The sequence below is a fragment of the Actinoplanes sichuanensis genome, assembly GCF_033097365.1.
GTDB classification, from domain to species: Bacteria; Actinomycetota; Actinomycetes; order Mycobacteriales; family Micromonosporaceae; genus Actinoplanes; species Actinoplanes sichuanensis.
This window is the reverse complement of sequence record NZ_AP028461.1, coordinates 8,134,505-8,154,023: the sequence shown is the minus strand read 5'-3', so window position 1 is coordinate 8,154,023 and position 19,519 is coordinate 8,134,505. Positions and strand designations below refer to the sequence as shown.

Sequence of the window (19,519 nt, the reverse complement as noted above, 5' to 3'; positions counted from 1 at the left end):
ACTGCACCGCTCATGCTCGGCGACCATGCCGTTAATCCGCCCGTCGTGCTCGCGCCGATGGCCGGCATCACCAACGTGGCGTTCCGGCGGCTCTGCCGCGAGCAGGGCGGCGGGGTCTACGTCTGCGAGATGATCACGACCCGGGCGCTGGTGGAGCGGATCCCCAAGACGCTCAAGATGATCGCGTTCGCCGAGGACGAGGGTTTCCGCAGCCTGCAGCTCTACGGGGTGGACCCGGAGGTGACCGCGGCCGCGGTGCGGATGGTCGGCGAGGACGACCTGGCCGACCACATCGATCTGAACTTCGGCTGTCCGGTTCCGAAGGTCACCCGCCGCGGTGGTGGTTCGGCCCTGCCGTGGCGGCGCCGACTGTTCGGGCGGATCGTGAGTCAGGCGGTGGCGGCGGCGAAACCGTTCGGCATCCCGGTGACGATCAAGATGCGCAAGGGCATCGACGACGACCATCTGACGTACGTCGAGGCCGGTCTCGCCGCACAGGACGCCGGCGTGACCGCGGTGGCCCTGCACGCCCGCACCGCCGAGCAGCGTTACTCCGGCCAGGCCGACTGGGATGCGATCGCCACCCTGAAGCAGGCCCTGGACGTGCCGGTGCTCGGCAACGGCGACATCTGGGAGGGTTCGGACGCGCTGCGCATGGTCGAGCACACCGGCTGCGACGGTGTCGTGGTGGGCCGTGGCTGCCTGGGCCGCCCGTGGCTCTTCGCCGACCTGGAGGCCGCGTTCACCAAGGGCGCCGACTACCGGCCGGTGCTGCCGACCCTGGGCGAGGTTGCCAAGATCATCGCCCGGCACGCGCAGCTGCTGGTCGAGGCGTTGGAGGACGAGCGGCACGGTTGCGCCGACTTCCGCAAGCACGTGGCGTGGTATCTGAAGGGCTTCCCGGTCGGTGGTGAGCTGCGCCGGAGCCTGGCGATGATCTCGTCGCTGGCCGAGCTGGACGATCTGCTGGCCAAGCTCGACCCGACCGTGCCGTTCCCGGTCGAGGCGCTGGGTCAGCCCCGGGGTCGGGTCAACGCGCCGGGCAAGGTGTCGCTCCCGCACGGCTGGCTGGACAGCCGCGACGACGAGACGGTCCCGGAGGGCGCCGAAACCGACGAATCAGGCGGCTGACCCGAGGCGCCCGGTGGAAGGGCGGCCGGCGGAGCGGCGGCTGTTTTGGGTGCGGTCGGCATGAGGCGGGCGGCGGCGTGCCGGCGGAACGGGCAGGATGCAGGGATGCCTGAGCGTTTCGTGGAGCCGTTTCCGTTCTGGCCGGCCGAGTCCGAGTCCGACTCCGGTGACCGGCATCCGGCGGCGCCGTCGGTGGCGTGGGATCCGGCGTCGGATGAGCAGACGCTGCGGCGGGCGCTGGCCCACGGCGACGTCGAGTGCTGGGTCACGCTGTCGCGACTGCTGCGCGACCAGGGCCGCACGGCCGAGGTCCGACAGCTCTGCGAGCAGTCGGCGACGACCGCCACCCAGCCGCAGCTGACCAGGTTCGTCGAGCTCAGCGCGCAGAACTTCGACGCCGCCTCGGGTGCCCGCTTCCAGTACGAGCTGATCACCAGGTTTCCCGCCGAGGCGACGGCCCTGGAGCACGGCGCCCGGCTGCTGGCCACGAGCGGCCACTACGAACTGGCGATGAACGTCCAGCGGGAGGCGCTGCGGCGCGGCACCGACCGGACCTACTTCATGATCAACCCGTGGCGGACCATGCGGGTGCTGACCGAGGCGGGCCGGTTCGACGACGCCGAGGAACTGATGCGGGCGTACGCCGACGAGATGTTCGCCGCCGTGCCGCTGTCGTTGCTGCTGCAGGTGCGCGGCCACCCCGCCGAGGGTGAGGAGTTGCTGCGCGCCCATCCGTCGGCGGGCCACCTGTACGTGCGGTTCGCGCTGTTCACCCTGCTGGAGCGGGCCGGCCGGCCCGACGAGGCGGCCGCGGTCCGGCCACCGGAGGGCTGGCCGCACCAGATGCGCGGCCAGCTTCCGGCGTCGAACAGCCCGCAGGAGGCGATCTGGTCGGTGACCGACCTCCTGGGACGGGCGTTCGCGGTGTGAAACCGGAGCAACCCCGTCAGGCGGTGAGTTTCCACTGCTGGCAGGTGTTACCCAGGGACGCCCACTGGCGCACCGCGACACCGTCGGCGGTGCCGCAGTCGGTGACGTCGAGGACCAGGCCGTTACCCCGGTTGGCGATCAGGTAGCCGCCGTTGATCGGGGTGAGGCTCCACTCCTGGCAGGCGTTCCCGAGTGACGCCCACAGATCGACGGCGGTGCCGTTGGCGGCGCCGCAGTCGACCGAGTCGAGCACGGTTCCGCTGTTGGCGTTGGTGATCCGGTAGTAGTTGCTGCTCGTCTTGGTGAACGTCCACTGTTGACAGGCGTTGCCGAGCGACGACCACTGCCGGATCGCGGTGCCGTTGGCGACGGCGCAGTCCTTGGCGTCCAGCACCTTGCCGCTCGCCTGATTGACGAGGCGGTACCTGGTGCCGCCCACCGGGTACGACACGCCGCCACCCGGGTCGCCGGAGGGGGCGACGAGGGTGGTGGCGAGCTTGTCCGGCGTACCCAGATTCGGTGTGCCGTCGCTGTTGAAATCGACTTTCTTGAGCCTTGTCGTGCGGGTGGCTCCGCAGCCCTGGGCGGTGGTCTCGTTGGCGTGGTAGGCCATCCACGTCTCGGTGCCGTCCGGCGACGTGAAGAACGAGTGGTGACCCGGCCCGTAGACGCTGTTCGCGTCGGACCGCTGGAAGATCGGTGTGCTCTTCTTCGCCCACGACGACGCGACGAGCGGATCACTGCCGGTCAGGGTGAGCATGCCCAGCTTGTAGTCGGGCGTGTTGCACGAGCTGGCGGAGAAGGTCAGGAACGTCTTCCCGCCGTGCTGGAGGATGTACGGCCCCTCCTCGGTGTTGCCGCCGACCTTCTCCCAGTCGTACGTCGGGTAGGAGATCCGGGTGCCGTGGGCGCTGACCGTCCACGGGTTGCTCATCGGCGCGATGAACAGGCTCTGCAGGTCACCGACCCACGACGAGTAGAGGAAGTAGTTCTTCCCGCCGATCGTCGCGACACTGCCGTCGATCGCCCAGCCGTTGTTCGCCTGGACCTCGAGCCGGCCCTTGAACGAGTACGGCCCCATCGGGTCGGTGCCGGACGATTCGAGGACGAACGAGCGCTGCCCGTCGCAGCAGGCCGCCGTCCCGGCCGAGTAGTACAGGTACCAGCGTGTCCCGTTCGGCCCGTTCAGTTTGTGCAGCGACGGCGCCCACACGTTGCAGCAACTCGCCGCGGCGGTGCCGGTGTACACGACGTTCTCGGTGGCGCCGGGCAGCGCGGCCACCGACTTGGCCTTCTTGATCACCACCTGGTTGTTCCAGGTCGTGGCGGCCAGGTAGTAGTAGCCGTTGTCGAAGCCCACCCACGGGTCCGCGCCGTACGGGGCGGCCGCGACCGGATTGGTGAACCCGACGGCGGCGTCGCTGCTCAGCGGGTTGAAGGCGACTGCCACATAGGCCGGGACGGTCATCAGCAGCGTGACCAGCGCGGCTCGGAGAGGTCGGATGCGCCGCATGTCAGTACACCGTCGGCCAGCCGGACGAACTCCAGCTCAGCAGGTTGATGCCGAGCCGCGCGTCGCCGGCGGCGGTGTAGTAGTGGTAGACCAGCACGTCCTGGGTGCCGTCCGAGAAGACCGCCGGATGCCCGGGGCCGTAGACGGCGTCGTGCGAGGCGAGGATCTCGGTGCCGCCGCCCGCGGTCATCAGCGTGCCCGCCCGGTCCTTGTACGGCCCGGTGATGCTGGTCGACCGCCCGACCATGGTCCGGTACGTGCTGGACGCGCCCTTGCAGCAGAGGTCGAACGCGACGAACAGGTAGTAGTAGCCGTTGCGGTAGTAGATGTGCGGGGCCTCGACCGACTTGCTGTTCACGAACCGCTCGGCGATGTGGTGGACCGTCGAGTCGGCGCGCTTCCCCGTCGACGGGTTCAGCTTGACCATCTTGATCCCGCTCCAGAACGAGCCGAAGCTGAGCCACCACTCGCCGTTCGGGGTGACCGTCAGGTTCGGGTCGATCGCGTTGAACCCGCTGGTCGTGGTGCTCTCCATGACCTTGCCCTGGTTGGTCCAGGTGCCGGCCGCGCCGGTGGTGCTGGAGGCCAGGAAGATCGCCGACCTGCTGGAGCCGAACGTGGAGGCGGAGTAGTACATCAGGTACTTGCCGCCGCGGTACGAGATGTCCGGCGCCCACAGGTTGGTGTCGCCGTTGGTGTACGCGTCGGCCCACGGCGTGCCGTTGGGGAAGGCCTTGCCCGCGTCGGTGAACTTCGTCCGGTCGGTCGACGTCTTCAGGCCGATGCCGGGCGCCGTGTACGCGAGGATGTAGCCGCCGGCCGGCTTCTTCACGATCGTCGGGTCGTGCGCGAACGTCGAGCCGGTGACCACCCCCGGATTCGGGTAGGTCGCGGCGTCGGCCCGCATCAGGCCGTACGCGCTGGCCGTCACGACCAGCAGGCCGGTCACCCCGGCCAACAGGAACTTGCGGAGAGGGGATCGCATGGGGGATGCGTCCTTTCGGTGGGGATACTGTCTTTCAGGTGTCCGGCCGGGCCGGAAAGGTTGCGCGTCATCGGCGGTTTTCGACGTCTGGTAGATGCGGTCGGCGGCGGCGGACAACGAGAATGTCAGCGCCGCAAGGCGGCCAGGGCGGTCAGCGACAGCGGGACGGCCATCAGAGCGCACAGCAGCGGCAGCGCCACCGGCAGGCCGAACGCGGCGTAGAGCAGCACCGCCGCGACCTCGGCGCCGAAGCCGGCCACCGACAGGGCGGTCGCCCGCGCCGGGCCGGTGATCGCGTCCTGCAGGCGGGCCTCGGCGTGCACCATCGCGAACTGGAGCAGGCCGAACGCCACCGACACCGGCACGATTCCGGACGGATGCGGCACCAGCGAACCCGCCGCCAGCAGCGCGGCGGCCAGAGCCAGGGCACCCGCCAGCGGACGCGGCGAATCCGGTGCGAGACGCCCGGCGAGGCCGTTTCCGGCCGCCATGGCCAGGGCGGTCAGAGCAAACCACAGGGGTACGTCCGGAGTCGGCGCTCCCATCTCGCGGGCCAGCAGTGGCAGGTACTCGTCGAGGGCGGAGAACCCGGGCACGGCCATCGCCACCGCCAGCAGCCGGAGGATCCGGGCACTGCCGGTGACGGACCGCAGGCCCGCTCGTAGCACTGAGAGGTATCCGCCCGCCTCATCGGCATTCCGGGCTTCTTCGTCGTCCGTACCGCCGAGGGGTTTCTCGGGAAGGAGAAGAGCGAGCAGACCGCCCGCGGTGACCGTCGCGACGCTGATCACACCGACCAGGAGGTAACCGCCGGACCGTAGGGCCGGTCCGGCCAGCAGGGTGGCCGCGAGGATGCCGAACATGCTCGCCATCCGGGCGCGGCCGATGATCCGGGTGTACGCCGTGCCGTCACCGAGATGGTCGTAGACCAGCGCCTCCAGCGATCCGGAGGCGAACGCGCCGCCGAGCCCCCACAGCACGAAGCCCACGGCGAAGCCCGGATAGGTGGGCCAGATCAGCCAGACGGCCCAGCCGGCCGCGGAGATGATCTCGCCGAGGGCGTAGAGCCGCTTACGGGACCAGGTGTCGGCGAGTGCGCCGGACGGGATCTCGCACGTGAAGGAGACCACCGACCAGATCGCGAACAGTGACGAGATCTCGGCGGTGGTGAGCCCGGCGTCCGCGAAGAGCAGCGCGTAGACCGGGTAGAGGAGCACGCTGTCCTGCAGCGCGTGCACCGCATACAGATGTCAGCGTCAAACCGGATGCATGCCCTCAGTCTGCCCGGTCCGTCAACGCAATTCGGCCTCGTCGGCGGCGGCCCGCCCGGACTCCCAGCCCTCCAGGCTGTCCACCCGGCTGCCCCGGACCCGCACCGTGCGCGGAAACGCCCGATCCATCGCCTCGTGCACCTTGACCTCGCGGTTGCGCAGCACCGGCAGCAGGTCGTCGTGGCCGGTCAGCTCCCGCTCGACGGTCTGCCGCATCCGCTCGCCGATCCGGATCCCGTAGGAGACCAGGAACGACCGGCGGAACGCCTTCAACCGGGCCTTGCGGACGTTCTTCTCGTCGCGCACCATCGCCCGGTTCGCCTGCACCAGCAGCGACGTGTAGAGCAACTCGACCGCGTCGATGTCGGTGTCGAAGCCGAAGACCGTGCTGAACCCCAGATCCTGCGACCAGACCGTCCGGCACGTGTTGGCCCGGGCCACCGCGTCGAGCAGGCCCGCCTTCTCGCTCTCGTAGGGGTGGTCCACACCGATCCGCCTGGCGAACGGCACCACGTCGACCGCGGCGACGGTGACCTCCTCGATCCGGTACCTGGTGATCAGCTCCTGCGCCTTCGCGCTGTAGCTCTCCGCCTCGGCCGGGAACTCGGTCGACTCCGCCTTCGCCAGCAGCGCACGCACCCGGTCGAGGATCCGCTGGTCACCGTGGTGCGGCACGGTCGTCAGGGGAGTGCCCGGCGGCGGGATCAGCACCTCGATGCGCGGCATCCGCCGCAACTCGGCCAGCAGGTCCAGCGAGGCGTCCAGCACGGCGATCCGGTCCGGCTTACGGCCCTCCGGGGTACGCAACCCGTCCGCCTGGTCACGCCAGCGCTCGTCGACCGGATCCCGGCCGCGTAGATAGTCACGGGCGGCGTCCGCGACCAGCCGCCCCTGGATCGGATTGCCTCGCCGGGCGACCGCCCGGTGCAGCTCGGCAGGCTGCCAGCCGTTGCCGAACAGCCGCTCGAACTCGCCGCTCAGGGCCGTGCTCAGGGCGGCGTCGGTCTCGGCGGCGGGTGCGCCGGTCAGGGCGTCCAACGCGTCCTCGTAGGCCAGAGCGCCGGAGCGCACCCCGTCAATGATCTCCCGGGCGCTCATGGAGGCCAATGGTAGTTGCCGGGGTCCTGGTTCCCGGCCAGGACCCCGGCTGCCGTGACCGCCGAGCGGCCGGACGGTCACGGAGTCAGCAGCAGAACCTCCCTGGTCCGGCCGTTCATGCCGACCAGCCGGTACCCGCCGGTGGTCAGTGCCTCGATCCGCCAGTACGTGCCGCCGAGCGACCGGCGGGTCAGTGAATCGGTGACCCGGTACCAGCCGTCGTCGACGTGCGTGAACCGCCAGCGGTTGCCGATCCGGGTGGTGTTCGCCACGTCGGTCAGCAGCACGTCACCCACCGGCTGGATGCGGAAGTCCTGGCAGGTACCGAGGGTGTGGGTCTGCACCGCCGCGCCCGCACCGCCACAGGCGGCCGGCTGCAGGGCCCGGCCGGCCAGCGGGTTCACGATCCGCGACCAGCCCTCCGAGCTCGGCGTCAGCCGGAACCGCTGGCAGTCGTTGGCCAGCCAGCCCCACTGCGCCACCCGGGCGCCCTCGGCGTTGATACAGGCGGCCACCTCGGCCACCTTGTTGCTGTGCCGGTTGGTCAGGCTCACCAGGCCGTTGCCGCGGTCGATGAGCTGCCACTGCAGGCAGGTGTCGGTCGTCCCGGCCGCCGCGAGGGTGATGTCGGCGCCCTCGTAACCGCAGGAGGGGTTGGCCAGCACGGCGTCGCTGTCCCGGTGGACCAGCTGGACGTAGGCGTCGCCGTGGCCGTACCCGCGGTTGCCGCTGAGCGGGTCGGACAGCCTCGGCCAGCCGTCGACCCAGGAGATCTTCCGGATCGAGCCCTTCGGTGCGCCGTCGTCGGCCCTGTCGTAGTAGTGGTGCGCGAACAGGTCGCCGTAGACGTCACCGTGCCCGGGGCCGGCGAAGTCGTGGTAGCCGGCCAGGATCTGCGTGCCGCCGCCCTCGGTCAGTGCCCGGCCGGTGGCGTCCACATACGGCCCGGTGATGTTCCGGGACCGACCGACCATCACCCGGTAGTCGCTGTCCACCCCGCGGCAGCAGAAGTCGAAACTGACGAACAGGTAGTACCAGCCGCCGTGGTGGGTGATCGACGGCCCCTCGATCGCCATCCCACCCCGGGAGGCGATCCGGTACTCGGTGGTGTCGGTCGCCGACAGCAGCCCGGACCGCACGTCCAGCCGGCGCATCCGCAGACCGTCCCAGAACGAGCCGTACGACAGGTACGCGTTCCCGGCCCGGTCGAAGCTGACGTCCGGGTCGATCGCGTTCACGTCCTCGACGCCGGCGGTGGTGCGCAGGACCAAGCCCCGGTCCACCCACTGCGGCTTGTCCAGCGACTTCGTGGTGGCCAGCCCGATCACCGAGTTGTTGGTGCCGAACGACGAGGCCGCGTAGTACAGGTGGTACTCGCCGTCGAAGAAGTTGATGTCCGGCGCCCAGAAGTCGGCCGGGGTGACCCCGAGCTCTTCGACCACCCAGGCCGGCGGGGTGTCGAAGACGGTGCCGGTGTACGTCCAGTGGATCAGGTCGGTGGACCGGCGGATCGGCAGGTAGGTGCGGGTGCCGCTGTCCCCGGTGATGATCTCGTAGTACCAGCGGCCCTGCCTGATCAGCGTCGGATCGTGGGCCACCGGGTCGGGGTCGGCGGTCACCGGCGGCGCGGCCGATGCCGGCACCACGGGTACCGCGGTCAGAAGGATGGCGGCGAGCAGTGCGCCGAGAATTCTCACAAGGCCCTCACAGACGGATGTGGCGCGGCGCCCGGTGCTGGCACACCTCTTTGCAGCGCTGCAAAGACAGGATGCACGGGCCTCGATCCGACAGCAAGGGAAACAACCCGGAAACCTTGATTACGGTCGCCGGGGGCGGGGAGGGCGGTGCGGGCCCTCCCCGCCAGGGGTGGCGATCACGTCTCGGACACGCCTCGAGGTCAGACGTCGAGATCGTTCTCGATGCGGCGCAGTTGGTGTCGGGACATCGCGAGATTCGCACGGTCCCGCCGCAGCGCCACGTAGAGGAAGAGGCCCTTCCCCGATCTGCTCGTCAGCGGCCGGATCATGTGGTACTGCGTATCCAGCGTGATCAGGATGTCCTCGATCTTCTCGGAGAGGTTGAGCATCTCCATCGCCCGCAGCTTGGCCCGGACCACGTCGGTGTTGCCGGCCGCCGCGACCGTCAGGTCGAGTTCCTTGCCGCCGCCGAGGGTGCCCAGGGCCATACCACTGGTGTGGTCCACGAGCGCGACGCCGATGCAGCCGTCGATCTCCATGATTTCCTTGAGTGCGGTGTCCATGTCGGGCATGGGAATCGTTCCTCCGTTGTGGTGGGTGGTGGGTCAGCCGGTCGCCTGGCGGCGACGGGCCATGTTCGGCAGGGTTGCCATCGGGGTCCGCCGGGCGAGCGGGGTCGGTGGTCCCGCCTGTGTGGGGATCTCCGGGCGCAGCTGAGGAGCCGTCTCCAGGGCCATGATCCGGATCAGCCGGCGTACGCACCGGCGTGCTTCCAGGTGCACCATGGCGAGGTTCGCGTCGCCCGACGTCACCACGGTGAGCAGCGCGTTCGGGCCCGCGGTGTACGACGTGATGTAGCCGCCGTCGCACTCGACCACGGACTCCCGCAGGTCACCGTGGTTCACCGCGTGGGCGAACCGCCGGGCCAGGGCCAGATGGGCCGCGGCCAGCGCGGCCAGGGTGTCCGGCTCGATGCCGTGCGAGTCGTGCGCCACGACCAGCCCGTCGGCGGTGGCGAGGACGCTGCCGGACAGTTCCGGCAACCTGCTGCGCAGGCGCCCGAGTTCCTCGAGTACCGCCGGATCCACCGTCATTCCGCTTCCTCGCTCCTTCGGCTGGTCGGGGGTGCGCGCGTCACCGCAGTGCCCTCAGTGCGGTGCGGATGCGCTTGAGCAGGACCTCGTCGGTGCCCTGGTGCACCGGTGGGCTTTCGCCCGCGAACTCCTTGGGCAGCTTCGCGCCGGGTTTTCGGCGGGCCAGCCGCGGCGGCCGGATCGGGCCGGAATCGTGCTCACCGGGCGGCGCCGGCGCAGGCGTCGGGTCACCGTGCGACGGCGGGTGCCGCGCCGCGGGTTCCGGCCCGGGCATCACGGGTACGGCCACCGCAGCCGCCCCGCCCAGCGGAACCGAGGCCCCCCGTGGCTGGGGGAGGCGGACGAACTCACGCGTGTCGGCGTGCGACTGGGGTGGCTCGATCAGTCCCGCAGCGGCCATCCGGCGCAGTTCCTGGATGATCGCGTAACCCGCCCGCCCCAGCAGTTGGGCCAGGTCGGCCGGGGTGCGCTGGCCGTCCGCCTGGACCAGCAGCTCCCACTGCGGCGCGGTGATCGTGACCCGTTCCCGGGGTGGCCGGGCCGCCGGGATCACCGGCGCCACGTCGATCAGCGGGTTCGGGAAGATCCCGTCGAGGAGCCCGATCCGGCGGGCGACCTCCCGGTCCACCGCGGCCGCGTCGATGTGCACGACGGGCCCCAGCCAGTGTGTCGCGCCGGGCCGGAACTCGGCTGGTGCCGCCCGGTCGGCGAGCACGAAGTACGCCGCGTCATAGGTGGCGCCGAGCACACACAGCTCGAGCTCGCCCTGGGTGAGATGGCCCTGCTCGACCAGCAGCCGGCCGACCCGGGCCGTGGACGCACCCAGATCGAACGCGCTCTGCCAGGTCCGCCCGGCCAGCCGCCCGGACGAGGTGAGCAGCTCGCCCACCCCCGGAGCGGACGTCGACTCGGCGTAGATGACCCGGCCCTCGAACACGTAGACCGCACCGCCCGGATGGCCGCCGACCAGCAGCGCTCCGGTCTGCCGCTCGCCGGCGACCCGCGTCAGCAGGTCCCCGGGCGCTGCGGTCCTCGTGCGGGCCACCGATCGCTCCTTAATGGTCAGTGGGTGTGTCATTGCTGGGCGACCAGCTCGTCGACCAGGCGATGCATCTTGCGACGGGCCACGGCGAGATTGCCGCGAACCCGGTCCAGCCACACGTAGAGCACCAGGCGGCTGTCGAACTCGGTCTGGACCAGCCGTAGGAGGTGATAGCCCCCGGCGGTGGTGATGATCAGGTCTTCGAGCAGGTCGTGCGGTATCGCCGAGACGAACAGCGAGCGGCTGTTCGCGGCCTGGACCACCTCGGCAGTTCCGGCCGCCGCGGCCTCGTGGTCCTCATTGGGCGCTGCACCGGTCGTGGCGACCGGGAAGCCCGTCGTGTAGTCGACGATGCTGGCCCCGACAGCGCCGGGGATCGTCATGGCCTCCTGTAGACAGTGGTCGACGCCGGGCACTTCACTCCTCAGCGCTTCGGTCTCGTTCGGACGTCTCTTGTCCGCCACCGTGGGCCATCCTCCGGTGACCCTGAGACCACAAGTCGCACGTTCTGTGCGTCACCGTGAGCCGGTTGCCGCGTTCGCCATGACCGGCACCCCGAGGTCACGTAACCTGATCGTCATATGTCGATCAGGGAGGTTTTGTGCCCAGTCGGTGGGAACAGGTCGTGGTGGACGCCGAGGACCCGGCGCGGCTCGCCCGATGGTGGGCCGAGGCGCTCGGCTACGTGATCGTCAACGAGGCGCCAGACGAGGTGGAGATCCGCCGCACCCCGGCCGAGATGCCCGGTCTGCTGTTCACCCCGGTCACCGATCCCAAGAAGGGCAAGAACCGCCTGCACATCGACCTGCGTCCGGACGACCAGGAGGCCGAGGTGAAACGCCTGGTCGGGATGGGTGCCCGATCCGTCGACATCGGCCAGGGCGACGTGCCCTGGGTCGTCCTGGCCGACCCCGAGGGCAACGAGTTCTGCGTGCTCGCCGGCCGCTAGTACTTGAACTGGCTGATCAGGCCGCGGATGTCGTCGGCCGCGGTGCTGACCAGACCGGCCGAGTGCCGGGTGGTGTTCGCGCCCTCCGCGGTGAACGCGCTCGACGACGTGATGTGCGAGACCGTACCGCTGATGTCCGACGCCGCCGTCTGCACCGCGCCCACGTTCCGGGCCAGCACGTCGGTCGTCGCCGACTGCTGCTCGACGGCCGCCGCGATCGTCCGCTGACCGTCGTCGATCCGCCCGATGACCGCCGTGATCGCCTCGATTGCCTGCGCCGTGCTCTCGGTCATCTCCTGAATCGCGTGGATCTTCGCGGTGATCTCCCCGGTCGCCCGCGCCGTCTCCCCGGCCAGGTCCTTGACCTCGGTCGCCACCACCGCGAACCCCTTGCCGGCATGCCCGGCCCGGGCCGCCTCGATGCTCGCGTTCAGCGCCAGCAGGTTCGTCTGTTCGGCGATGTTCGTGATCATCCGCACGATGTCGCCCACCTCCCGGCTCGCGTCACTGAGCCGGCCCACCGCCTCCGCCGTCCGGTTCGCGCTGGTCGTCGCCTCGTGCGTGGTCGACGAGGCGGTCGCGGTCTGCCGGGCGATCTCCCGGATCGACGCGGACAGTTCGTCGGTGGCCGCCATCATGTCGCCCACCGACCCCGACACGTGCACCGCCGACTCGTCGGCACTCCGCGCCTGCTTCGACGTCTCCTCGGCCGAACCGTCCAACTCCCCGGAGAGCATCTGCAGCTCGTCACTCGCCTCGCTCAGCGTGTTCACCCGCTCCGCGGTCGCCGCCACGGTGGTCTGCAACGCCGACATCGCCTCGTTCAGGGCCTGCGCCATCTCGCCGAACTCGTCCCGGTTGACGATCGGTGCCCGTACCGTCAGGTCCCGCTGCGCCAGCGTCCGCAACGTCTCCCGCATGCCCCGTAACGGCTTCCGTAACGCCCGCACCGTCAGCACACACACGACCAGTGTCAGCAGGATCGCCACACCGGCCGCCAGCTGGATGAACGTCGAGCTCGTCCGGCCGGCCTCCCGGCCCCGCGCACTGGCGGCGTCGACCTCCTGCAGCACCGCGTCGTCGAGCCCGCCCAGACTCTCCTCCAGAGCGCTGAACTGCTCCAGGAACGCCGCCAGCGACTGCTGCGCGGCGGCCCGGTCGGTCGCCGCGGTGGCCACCGCCGACTTCGCCAGGTCGCCGTACTTGATGATCTCCGGGCGGGTGGTCTCGTACTCTCCCCGCAACGACTCCGGCACCAGCTTCGACGCCTCGTCGAACTTGTCGAGCATCGTCTGCGCGTGCTCGGACACCGCGTCGACCTCGTACTCTTCCCGCTGCTGTGGTGTGGTCGCGAACATCGCCGACATCACGTCGGCCCGTAACGCGTCGTGCATCATGTCCGCGTTCCACTGACTGCTCATCGCCGAGCTGACCCTGGCTATCTCCTCGTTCGCCGCATTCTGGTCCTCGGAGTTGCGCACGGCGAAACCCGTGACCAGCGCGACCGCGAACAGTCCGGCGCCACCCAGCAGCACCAGGCGGCCGACGATGGAGATCCCCACGGTTGACCCATCGGCAACCCGGACATTCGGCTTAGGGTGGGGATCATGACGGCCGCCGACGCCCAGAGATGGGCAGCCGAGCCCGCCAAGGACAGCGGGTACGGACGTACCCCCTACCAGCGCGACCGGGCCCGGGTACTCCACTCCGCCGGGTTCCGCCGCCTGGCCGCCAAGACCCAGGTGCACACCGCCGGGTCCGACGACTTCCTGCGGACCCGGCTCACCCACTCCCTCGAAGTCGCCCAGATCTCCCGCGAGATGGGCGCTCGTCTCGGCTGCGACCCCGACATCGTCGACGTCGCCGGTCTCGCCCACGATCTGGGCCACCCGCCCTTCGGTCACAACGGCGAGGCCGCCCTCGACCTGGCCGCCGAACCCTGCGGCGGCTTCGAGGGCAACGCGCAGACCCTGCGGGTGATCACCAGGCTGGAGGCGAAGGTCCCCGGCGCCGGACTCAACCTGACCCGCGCCACCCTCGACGCCTGCTCCAAGTACCCGTGGTTCCGCCGGCCCGGCTACCGCAAGTTCGGTGTCTACGCCGACGACCGGCCGGTCTTCGAGTGGCTCCGCGACGGCCGCGACGACGACCGCCGGTGCCTCGAAGCCCAGGTGATGGACTGGGCCGACGACGTCGCCTACTCGGTGCACGACGTCGAGGACGGCGTGCACGGCGGCTACCTCAACCTGCGTGAGCTGATCGACGATCCGGCCGAACGGGCCGCGCTCTGCACCGACGTGGCCGCCACCTACTCCGACGAGAGCCTCGACGACCTGGGCGCCGCACTCGACCTGCTGCTCGCCGATCCGGCCGTCGCCGGGGTCGCCGGATACGACGGCGGGTACGACGCGCTGATCGCCCTCAAACGCATGACCAGCGTGCTCACCGGTCGGTTCGTGGCCTCCGCGGTCGGCGCCACCCAGAGCCGCTTCGGCACCGAGCCGCTGCGCCGCTACGCCGCAGACCTGATCGTCCCGCGTACCGTCCGCAACCAGTGCGCGCTGCTCAAGGGCATGGCGCTGCGCTACGTGATGCGGTCCCGGGCGGCCGAGCAGTGGTATGCGCAACAGCGCACCATCCTGGCCGAGCTGGTGGAGGCGCTCACCCGTACCCCGCAGCGGTTGGATCCGCTCTTCCGACCCCTGCACGAGGCCGCCGCCGACGATGACGCCGCCCTGCGGGTGGTGATCGACCAGGTCGCGTCGCTGACCGACCACGCGGCCGTGGCCTGGCATTCCGCAATCGTCGGGACACGACGGGACCCTGCTGGCGGCTGACCCGCCGGGCGAGGCAGGATGTATGCCGTGGCGGGACGGGTCAAGGACGAGGACATCGCACTGGTCCGCGACCGGACCTCGATCGTCGACGTGATCAGCGAGACGGTCACGCTGCGGTCGGCGGGTGGCGGCAACCTGAAGGGGCTGTGCCCCTTCCACGACGAGAAGACACCGTCCTTCAACGTCTCTCCTGCCCGGAATGTCTATTTCTGCCATGGCTGCGGCCAGGGTGGCGACGCGATCAAGTTCCTGATGGACGCGGAGCACCTGTCGTTCATCGAGTCGGTCGAGCGGCTGGCCGGCAAGGCCGGGCTGCAGCTGCGCTACGACACCGAGACCGGTGCCGCGCCCGCCCCGCGCCCGCAGGCCGGGCAGAAACTGCGGCTCATCGCGGCGCACACCGCCGCCGTCGACTTCTACCGGGAGCAGCTCGGGTCGCCGGGCGCGCGCAAGGCCCGTGAGTTCCTCGCCGAGCGCGGGTTCGGGCGCGACGCCGCCGAGAAGTACGGGTGTGGTTTCGCCCCGGACAGTTGGGATGCGCTGAGCAAGCACCTGCGGCTGAAGGGGTTCACCGCGGAGGAGCTGACCGCGGCCGGACTGTCCAAACCGGCCCGGTCCGGCTCGCTGATCGACCGGTTCCGGCGGCGGCTGCTCTGGCCGATCCGTGATCTGAGCGGTGATGTGATCGGGTTCGGCGCGCGGAAGCTGTTCGACGACGACGACGGCCCGAAATACCTGAACACGCCGGAGACGCCGATCTACAAGAAGTCGCATGTGCTCTATGGCATCGACCACGCGAAACGAGAGATCGCCAAGCGCGGGCGGGCGGTTATCGTCGAGGGCTACACCGACGTGATGGCCTGTCACGAGGCGGGCGAGCCGACCGCGGTGGCGACCTGCGGCACGGCCTTCGGCGTCGACCACATCCAGGTGCTGCGGCGGCTGCTGATGGACAGCGACAGCTTCACCGGCGAGATCATCTACACCTTCGACGGGGACGCGGCCGGGCAGAAGGCGGCGCTGCGGGCCTTCGAGGAGGACCAGCGCTTCGTGGGGCGTACCTTCATCGCCGTCTCGCCGGACAACATGGACCCGTGTGAGCTGCGGCTGGCCCGCGGTGATCTGGCGGTCCGCGACATGATCGCGGGCCGTGAGCCGCTCGTCGACTTCGCCCTGCGGCAGACCATCTCGCGCTTCGACCTGGACACGGTGGAGGGCCGGGTCGAGGCGATGCGGCGGGCCGCGCCTCTGGTCGCCAAGATCAAGGACCGGGAGAAGCGTCCGGAGTACGCGCGGAAGCTCGCCGGAGACCTCGGCATGGACCTCGACCCCGTGCAGCGGGCGGTGAACAACGCTCTGCGCGGTGAGGCCGCCGAGCAGCAGCGCGCGCCCCGGTCACCGGCGACCGCCGATTCGCCGCAGCGGTTGGTCGAGCGCGAGGCGTTGAAGCTGGCCCTGCAGGAACCGGTGCTGGCCGGTCCGATGTTCGACGCGGTCGGCTCGGAGAACTACGGCGACCAGGTGCTCCAGTCGGTGCGTGAGGCGGTCGTCCAGGCCGGTGGGGTGTCCTCGGCGACCGGCGGCGTGGTGTGGATCGAGAAGGTCCGTGACGCGTGCGCCGACATGGGCGGGCAGATGCTGGTCGGTGAGCTGGCGGTGGAGCCGCTCTACGTCGACGGGCCGGTCGATCCGCGGTATGTGCAGATCACCCTGGCCCGGTTGCAGGGCGGCGCCCTGGCGACCCGGATCCGGGATCTGAAATCGAAGGTCCAGCGGCTGAACCCGGTGGCCAACAAGGATCAGTACCTGGCTCTGGCCGGGGAGCTCTTCTCACTCGAACAGCAGGCTCGGGCCCTGCGCGAGCAGGCGGCAGGTGAACTGTGAAACTCTTCCGACGGCGTCCCTCGTTGCCCGCCGCGTCCCGGCCTCCGCTCGCGGCGGAGGAGCGGGTGGTGGCCTGGTGCCAGGTCGCCGAGTCGGCGGAGGACGTGGTGGTCGCCACCAATCACGGGATCTGGCTGCCGTCGGCGGTCGACCGGTTGGGCTGGCACGAGATCCACAAGGCCGCCTGGTCCGGGCGTGAGCTGCGGATCACGCCGTCCGAGGTGGCCGTCGAGCGGGACGGCTACACCGTGCTGGTGGACGGTCCGGTGGTGTCGTTCCTGCTGCTGGAGCCGGGGGAGCTGCCCGATCAGGTGCGGGCCCGGGTGACCCGGTCGGTGGCGTACACGTCGTATCACTCGCTGCCGGAGGGCGCGGTCCGGGTGGTGGGCCGCCGGGTGAGCGGGCGGGACGGGCTCAGCTGGGCGGTCCGCTACGACTCGGGCACGCCGGTCGAGGCCGGCGAGGTGGTCGAGGCGACCGACGAGTTGGTCGGGGCGGCACGGTCGGCGACCGAGGCCGCGGACTGAAAACTGTCGTACCCCTTCCGTAGGGTCGGGGCGTGAACTCCCTCATCCATGCGCGCGGGCTGATCAAGCGGTTCGGTGACTTCACCGCGGTCGACGGGATCGACGTCGACGTGCGGGCCGGGGAGGCGTTCGGCTTCCTCGGGCCCAACGGCGCGGGCAAGAGCTCCACCATGCGCATGATCGGCTGTGTCTCCCCACCCACCGACGGGGTGTTGCGCATCCTCGGCATGGATCCGCGGCGCGACGGCCCGGCCATCCGGGCCCGCCTCGGGGTGTGCCCACAGCTCGACAATCTCGATCCCGAGCTGACCGTTCTGGAAAATCTGGTCACCTATGCCAGGTTCTTCGGCATCCCGCGTCGGGTGGCCCGGGCTCGTGCCGCCGAGCTGCTCGATTTCGTGCAGTTGGGGGAGCGGGCCGACAGCCGGGTGGAGCCGCTGTCCGGTGGCATGAAACGGCGGCTCACCATCGCCCGGGCCATGGTCAACGAGCCCGACCTGGTGCTCCTCGACGAGCCGACCACCGGCCTCGATCCACAGGCGCGGCATCTGGTGTGGGAGCGGTTGTTCCGGCTCAAGCAGCAGGGCGTGACGCTGGTGCTGACCACCCACTACATGGATGAGGCCGAGCAGCTCTGCGACCGGCTCGTGGTGATGGACGGTGGCCGGATCGTGGCCGAGGGCTCGCCACGTGAGCTGATCGAGGCGCACTCCACCCGTGAGGTGGTCGAGTTGCGGTTCCCGACCGATGATCAGGGGACCTATGCCGGCAAGTTGGAGGGGATCGGCGAGCGGACCGAGGTGCTGCCCGACCGGGTGCTGCTCTACGTGGCCGACGGCGACGGCGCGCTGGCCGAGGTGCACCGGCGCTCGCTGAGCCCGTCCAGCTCGCTGGTGCGCCGCAGCAGCCTGGAGGACGTGTTCCTCCGCCTCACCGGCCGGACCCTGGTGGACTGATGCCCCCGTCGACCTATGTCCTGGAATATCACCTGGTCAACTACCGGCGGACCTGGCGGGCGAGCGTGTTCTCGTCGCTGGTGCTGCCACTGCTCACGATGCTGGGGTTCGGCCTCGGCGTCGGGGGCTTCGTCACCGGCGGGGTCGAGGGCGTCTCCTACCTGGAGTGGATGGTGCCGGGCCTGATCGCCAGCACCGCCGCACAGGTGGCCGTCGCCGAGTCCACATGGCCGGTGATGAGCTGCTTCACCTGGGTGAAGACGTATTTCGCGCAGGCCGCCGCCCCGCTGCGGATCGGTGACATCCTCGGCGGTCACCTGGCTTTCATGCTGTTCCGGGTGCTGGTCAGCACGGCGGCGTTCCTACTGGTGGCGCTCTGTTTCGGCGCGCTGCGGTCGGCTTGGGCGGTGGCGGTGCTGCCGATCTCGCTGCTGCTCGGCGCGGCGCTCGCGGCCCCGGTGGCGGCGTATACGGCGTCCGTGTCCAGCGACAGTTACCTGGCCATCCTGTTCCGCTTCGCGGTGCTGCCGATGTCGCTGTTCTCCGGGGTGTTCTTCCCGATCGAGTCGCTGCCCACGGTGTTGCGCTGGGTGGCGTGGGCGCTGCCGCTGTGGCACGGCGTCGATCTGAGCCGCGCCGCGACCCTCGGGCTCGATCCGGGGCCGGGCCTCGTCTGGCGGGTGCTCTATCTGCTGGCCTGGGGCGTGGCCGGCTGGTTCCTGGCCACATGGCGCTACCGGCGACGGCTGGTGGTCTGACGTGTTGACCCTTGTGCTTCCGCGGCGGTTGATGGCCGTTCAGGCGATGGGTCGGCGCTCGGCCGCCGTCGCCGGGCGCAACGCCGCCGCCCTGCGGACCGCCTACCTACTCGTGATGATCGGCGGGCTGCTGGAGCCGGTGCTCTACCTCTTCTCGATCGGTGTCGGCGTGGGCGCCCTGGTCGGGGAGATCCCCCTGTCGGACGGCCGGGTGGTCGGCTATCCCGAGTTCGTGGCGCCGGCGATGCTCGCGTCGTCGGCGATGAGCGGGGCGTTGTCCGAGACCACCTTCAATTTCTTCGGAAAGATGAAATTCATGCGGCTGTACGAGGGGATGCTCGCCACTCCCGTTCGGCCGATCGAGATCGCCCTGGGGGAACTGTCGTGGGCGATGCTCCGGGGCAGCCTGTACTCTGCGGCCTTCTTGGTGATCATGGTCGCGATGGACCTGACGACGCCGGTGCGGGCGCTGGTGGCGTTCCCGGCGAGCATCCTGATCGGGTTCGCTTTCGGGGCGCTCGGCATGACCATCTCCACGGTGATCCGCGGCTGGCAGGACTTCGACATGATCGGTGCCGGCATGTTCGTGCTGTTTCTGTTCTCCGGCACGTTCGTCCCGGCCACCGCGTACCCCGACGTGCTGCGCTGGATCGTCGAGATCACCCCGCTCTACCGCTCGGTCGACCTGATCCGTGGCATCAGCCTGGGCTCGGCCGGTCTGGTGCAGGCGCTCGACGTCCTCTACCTGCTGGCGCTGCTGGTCGGCGGCCTGTTCGTGGCCGGCCGCCGAATGGAACGCCTGCTGTGCCGATGACCGGCCCGACCTTCGGGGCGGGGTCGGCCGGTC

19 protein-coding genes are annotated in these 19,519 nt (G+C 70.1%); 9 read left to right on the top strand and 10 right to left on the bottom strand.

Annotated elements, in window-relative coordinates:
- Positions 1-12 precede the first annotated feature (12 nt).
- Together dusB and Q0Z83_RS37340 are read left to right on the top strand one after the other, a co-directional pair.
- Positions 13-1,131: a tRNA dihydrouridine synthase DusB gene (dusB, locus tag Q0Z83_RS37345; RefSeq protein ID WP_317797224.1), complete on the top strand. Its 1,119-nt coding sequence runs from the start codon at positions 13-15 to the stop codon at positions 1,129-1,131.
- Between the two features lie 105 nt (positions 1,132-1,236).
- Positions 1,237-2,061: a tetratricopeptide repeat protein gene (locus Q0Z83_RS37340; RefSeq protein WP_317788018.1), complete on the top strand. Its 825-nt coding sequence runs from the start codon at positions 1,237-1,239 to the stop codon at positions 2,059-2,061.
- Positions 2,062-2,077: 16 nt separating this feature from the next.
- On the opposite strand, the gene Q0Z83_RS37335 is transcribed toward Q0Z83_RS37340, so the two are convergent.
- The 9 genes from Q0Z83_RS37335 to Q0Z83_RS37295 all read right to left on the bottom strand — a co-directional run bounded on the left by Q0Z83_RS37335 (position 2,078) and on the right by Q0Z83_RS37295 (position 11,144).
- Entirely contained in the window at positions 2,078-3,574 is a 1,497-nt protein-coding gene (locus Q0Z83_RS37335; protein ID WP_317788017.1) for a family 43 glycosylhydrolase, read from the bottom strand.
- Between the two features lies 1 nt (position 3,575).
- A complete protein-coding gene (locus Q0Z83_RS37330) occupies positions 3,576-4,559 on the bottom strand; it encodes an arabinan endo-1,5-alpha-L-arabinosidase (protein ID WP_317788016.1) in 984 nt (327 codons plus the stop codon).
- Positions 4,560-4,684: 125 nt separating this feature from the next.
- Positions 4,685-5,797, bottom strand: a complete 1,113-nt coding sequence (locus tag Q0Z83_RS37325) for an MFS transporter (protein WP_317788015.1) — start codon at positions 5,795-5,797, stop codon at positions 4,685-4,687.
- 54 nt (positions 5,798-5,851) lie between these two features.
- Entirely contained in the window at positions 5,852-6,928 is a 1,077-nt protein-coding gene (locus tag Q0Z83_RS37320; protein ID WP_317788014.1) for a DUF2786 domain-containing protein, read from the bottom strand.
- A 77-nt stretch (positions 6,929-7,005) separates the two neighbouring features.
- Positions 7,006-8,625, bottom strand: coding sequence for a family 43 glycosylhydrolase (locus Q0Z83_RS37315; RefSeq protein WP_317788012.1), 1,620 nt, complete (start codon positions 8,623-8,625; stop codon positions 7,006-7,008).
- A gap of 200 nt (positions 8,626-8,825) precedes the next feature.
- On the bottom strand, positions 8,826-9,197 hold the full coding sequence (locus Q0Z83_RS37310; protein WP_109591698.1) for a hypothetical protein: 372 nt from the start codon (positions 9,195-9,197) through the stop codon (positions 8,826-8,828).
- Between the two features lie 33 nt (positions 9,198-9,230).
- Positions 9,231-9,719, bottom strand: coding sequence for a roadblock/LC7 domain-containing protein (locus Q0Z83_RS37305; RefSeq protein ID WP_317788011.1), 489 nt, complete (start codon positions 9,717-9,719; stop codon positions 9,231-9,233).
- A gap of 40 nt (positions 9,720-9,759) precedes the next feature.
- Positions 9,760-10,764, bottom strand: coding sequence for a DUF4388 domain-containing protein (locus Q0Z83_RS37300; RefSeq protein WP_317788010.1), 1,005 nt, complete (start codon positions 10,762-10,764; stop codon positions 9,760-9,762).
- Between the two features lie 29 nt (positions 10,765-10,793).
- Entirely contained in the window at positions 10,794-11,144 is a 351-nt protein-coding gene (locus tag Q0Z83_RS37295; protein ID WP_317788009.1) for a roadblock/LC7 domain-containing protein, read from the bottom strand.
- A 218-nt stretch (positions 11,145-11,362) separates the two neighbouring features.
- On the opposite strand from Q0Z83_RS37295, the gene Q0Z83_RS37290 reads away from it, so the two are divergent.
- Entirely contained in the window at positions 11,363-11,710 is a 348-nt protein-coding gene (locus Q0Z83_RS37290) for a VOC family protein (protein ID WP_317788007.1), read from the top strand.
- Here Q0Z83_RS37290 and Q0Z83_RS37285 read toward each other — a convergent pair.
- Entirely contained in the window at positions 11,707-13,272 is a 1,566-nt protein-coding gene (locus Q0Z83_RS37285; protein ID WP_317788005.1) for a methyl-accepting chemotaxis protein, read from the bottom strand. The genes Q0Z83_RS37290 and Q0Z83_RS37285 overlap by 4 nt on opposite strands.
- A 45-nt stretch (positions 13,273-13,317) precedes the next feature.
- On the opposite strand from Q0Z83_RS37285, the gene Q0Z83_RS37280 reads away from it, so the two are divergent.
- The 6 genes from Q0Z83_RS37280 to Q0Z83_RS37255 are packed head-to-tail and all read left to right on the top strand — an operon-like array spanning position 13,318 to position 19,486.
- Positions 13,318-14,547: a deoxyguanosinetriphosphate triphosphohydrolase gene (locus tag Q0Z83_RS37280; RefSeq protein WP_317788004.1), complete on the top strand. Its 1,230-nt coding sequence runs from the start codon at positions 13,318-13,320 to the stop codon at positions 14,545-14,547.
- Positions 14,548-14,565: 18 nt separating this feature from the next.
- Positions 14,566-16,431, top strand: coding sequence for a DNA primase (gene dnaG, locus Q0Z83_RS37275; protein WP_317788003.1), 1,866 nt, complete (start codon positions 14,566-14,568; stop codon positions 16,429-16,431).
- Positions 16,428-16,958, top strand: a complete 531-nt coding sequence (locus Q0Z83_RS37270; protein WP_317788002.1) for a hypothetical protein — start codon at positions 16,428-16,430, stop codon at positions 16,956-16,958. The genes dnaG and Q0Z83_RS37270 overlap by 4 nt, the downstream gene beginning before the upstream one ends.
- Before the next feature lie 32 nt (positions 16,959-16,990).
- Entirely contained in the window at positions 16,991-17,914 is a 924-nt protein-coding gene (locus Q0Z83_RS37265) for an ABC transporter ATP-binding protein (RefSeq protein ID WP_317788001.1), read from the top strand.
- Positions 17,914-18,672: an ABC transporter permease gene (locus tag Q0Z83_RS37260; protein ID WP_317788000.1), complete on the top strand. Its 759-nt coding sequence runs from the start codon at positions 17,914-17,916 to the stop codon at positions 18,670-18,672. Before Q0Z83_RS37265 ends, Q0Z83_RS37260 begins: the two co-directional genes overlap by 1 nt.
- Position 18,673: 1 nt before the next feature.
- The gene (locus tag Q0Z83_RS37255) at positions 18,674-19,486 is read left to right on the top strand and encodes an ABC transporter permease (RefSeq protein ID WP_317787999.1); all 813 of its coding nucleotides are present in this window, start codon (positions 18,674-18,676) and stop codon (positions 19,484-19,486) included.
- The last annotated feature ends 33 nt before the right edge of the window (positions 19,487-19,519 follow it).

What these genes read in the sequence shown, in the direction of transcription:
- Q0Z83_RS37310 (WP_109591698.1), bottom strand. Translation starts at nt 9,197, where the DNA reads ATGCCCGACATGGACACCGCACTCAAGGAAATCATGGAGATCGACGGC.
- Q0Z83_RS37280 (WP_317788004.1), top strand. Translation starts at nt 13,318, where the DNA reads ATGACGGCCGCCGACGCCCAGAGATGGGCAGCCGAGCCCGCCAAGGAC.
- Q0Z83_RS37320 (WP_317788014.1), bottom strand. Translation starts at nt 6,928, where the DNA reads ATGAGCGCCCGGGAGATCATTGACGGGGTGCGCTCCGGCGCTCTGGCC.
- Q0Z83_RS37260 (WP_317788000.1), top strand. Translation starts at nt 17,914, where the DNA reads ATGCCCCCGTCGACCTATGTCCTGGAATATCACCTGGTCAACTACCGG.
- Q0Z83_RS37340 (WP_317788018.1), top strand. Translation starts at nt 1,237, where the DNA reads ATGCCTGAGCGTTTCGTGGAGCCGTTTCCGTTCTGGCCGGCCGAGTCC.
- Q0Z83_RS37295 (WP_317788009.1), bottom strand. Translation starts at nt 11,144, where the DNA reads ATGACGATCCCCGGCGCTGTCGGGGCCAGCATCGTCGACTACACGACG.
- Q0Z83_RS37305 (WP_317788011.1), bottom strand. Translation starts at nt 9,719, where the DNA reads ATGACGGTGGATCCGGCGGTACTCGAGGAACTCGGGCGCCTGCGCAGC.
- Q0Z83_RS37335 (WP_317788017.1), bottom strand. Translation starts at nt 3,574, where the DNA reads ATGCGGCGCATCCGACCTCTCCGAGCCGCGCTGGTCACGCTGCTGATG.
- Q0Z83_RS37330 (WP_317788016.1), bottom strand. Translation starts at nt 4,559, where the DNA reads ATGCGATCCCCTCTCCGCAAGTTCCTGTTGGCCGGGGTGACCGGCCTG.
- dnaG (WP_317788003.1), top strand. Translation starts at nt 14,566, where the DNA reads ATGTATGCCGTGGCGGGACGGGTCAAGGACGAGGACATCGCACTGGTC.
- dusB (WP_317797224.1), top strand. Translation starts at nt 13, where the DNA reads ATGCTCGGCGACCATGCCGTTAATCCGCCCGTCGTGCTCGCGCCGATG.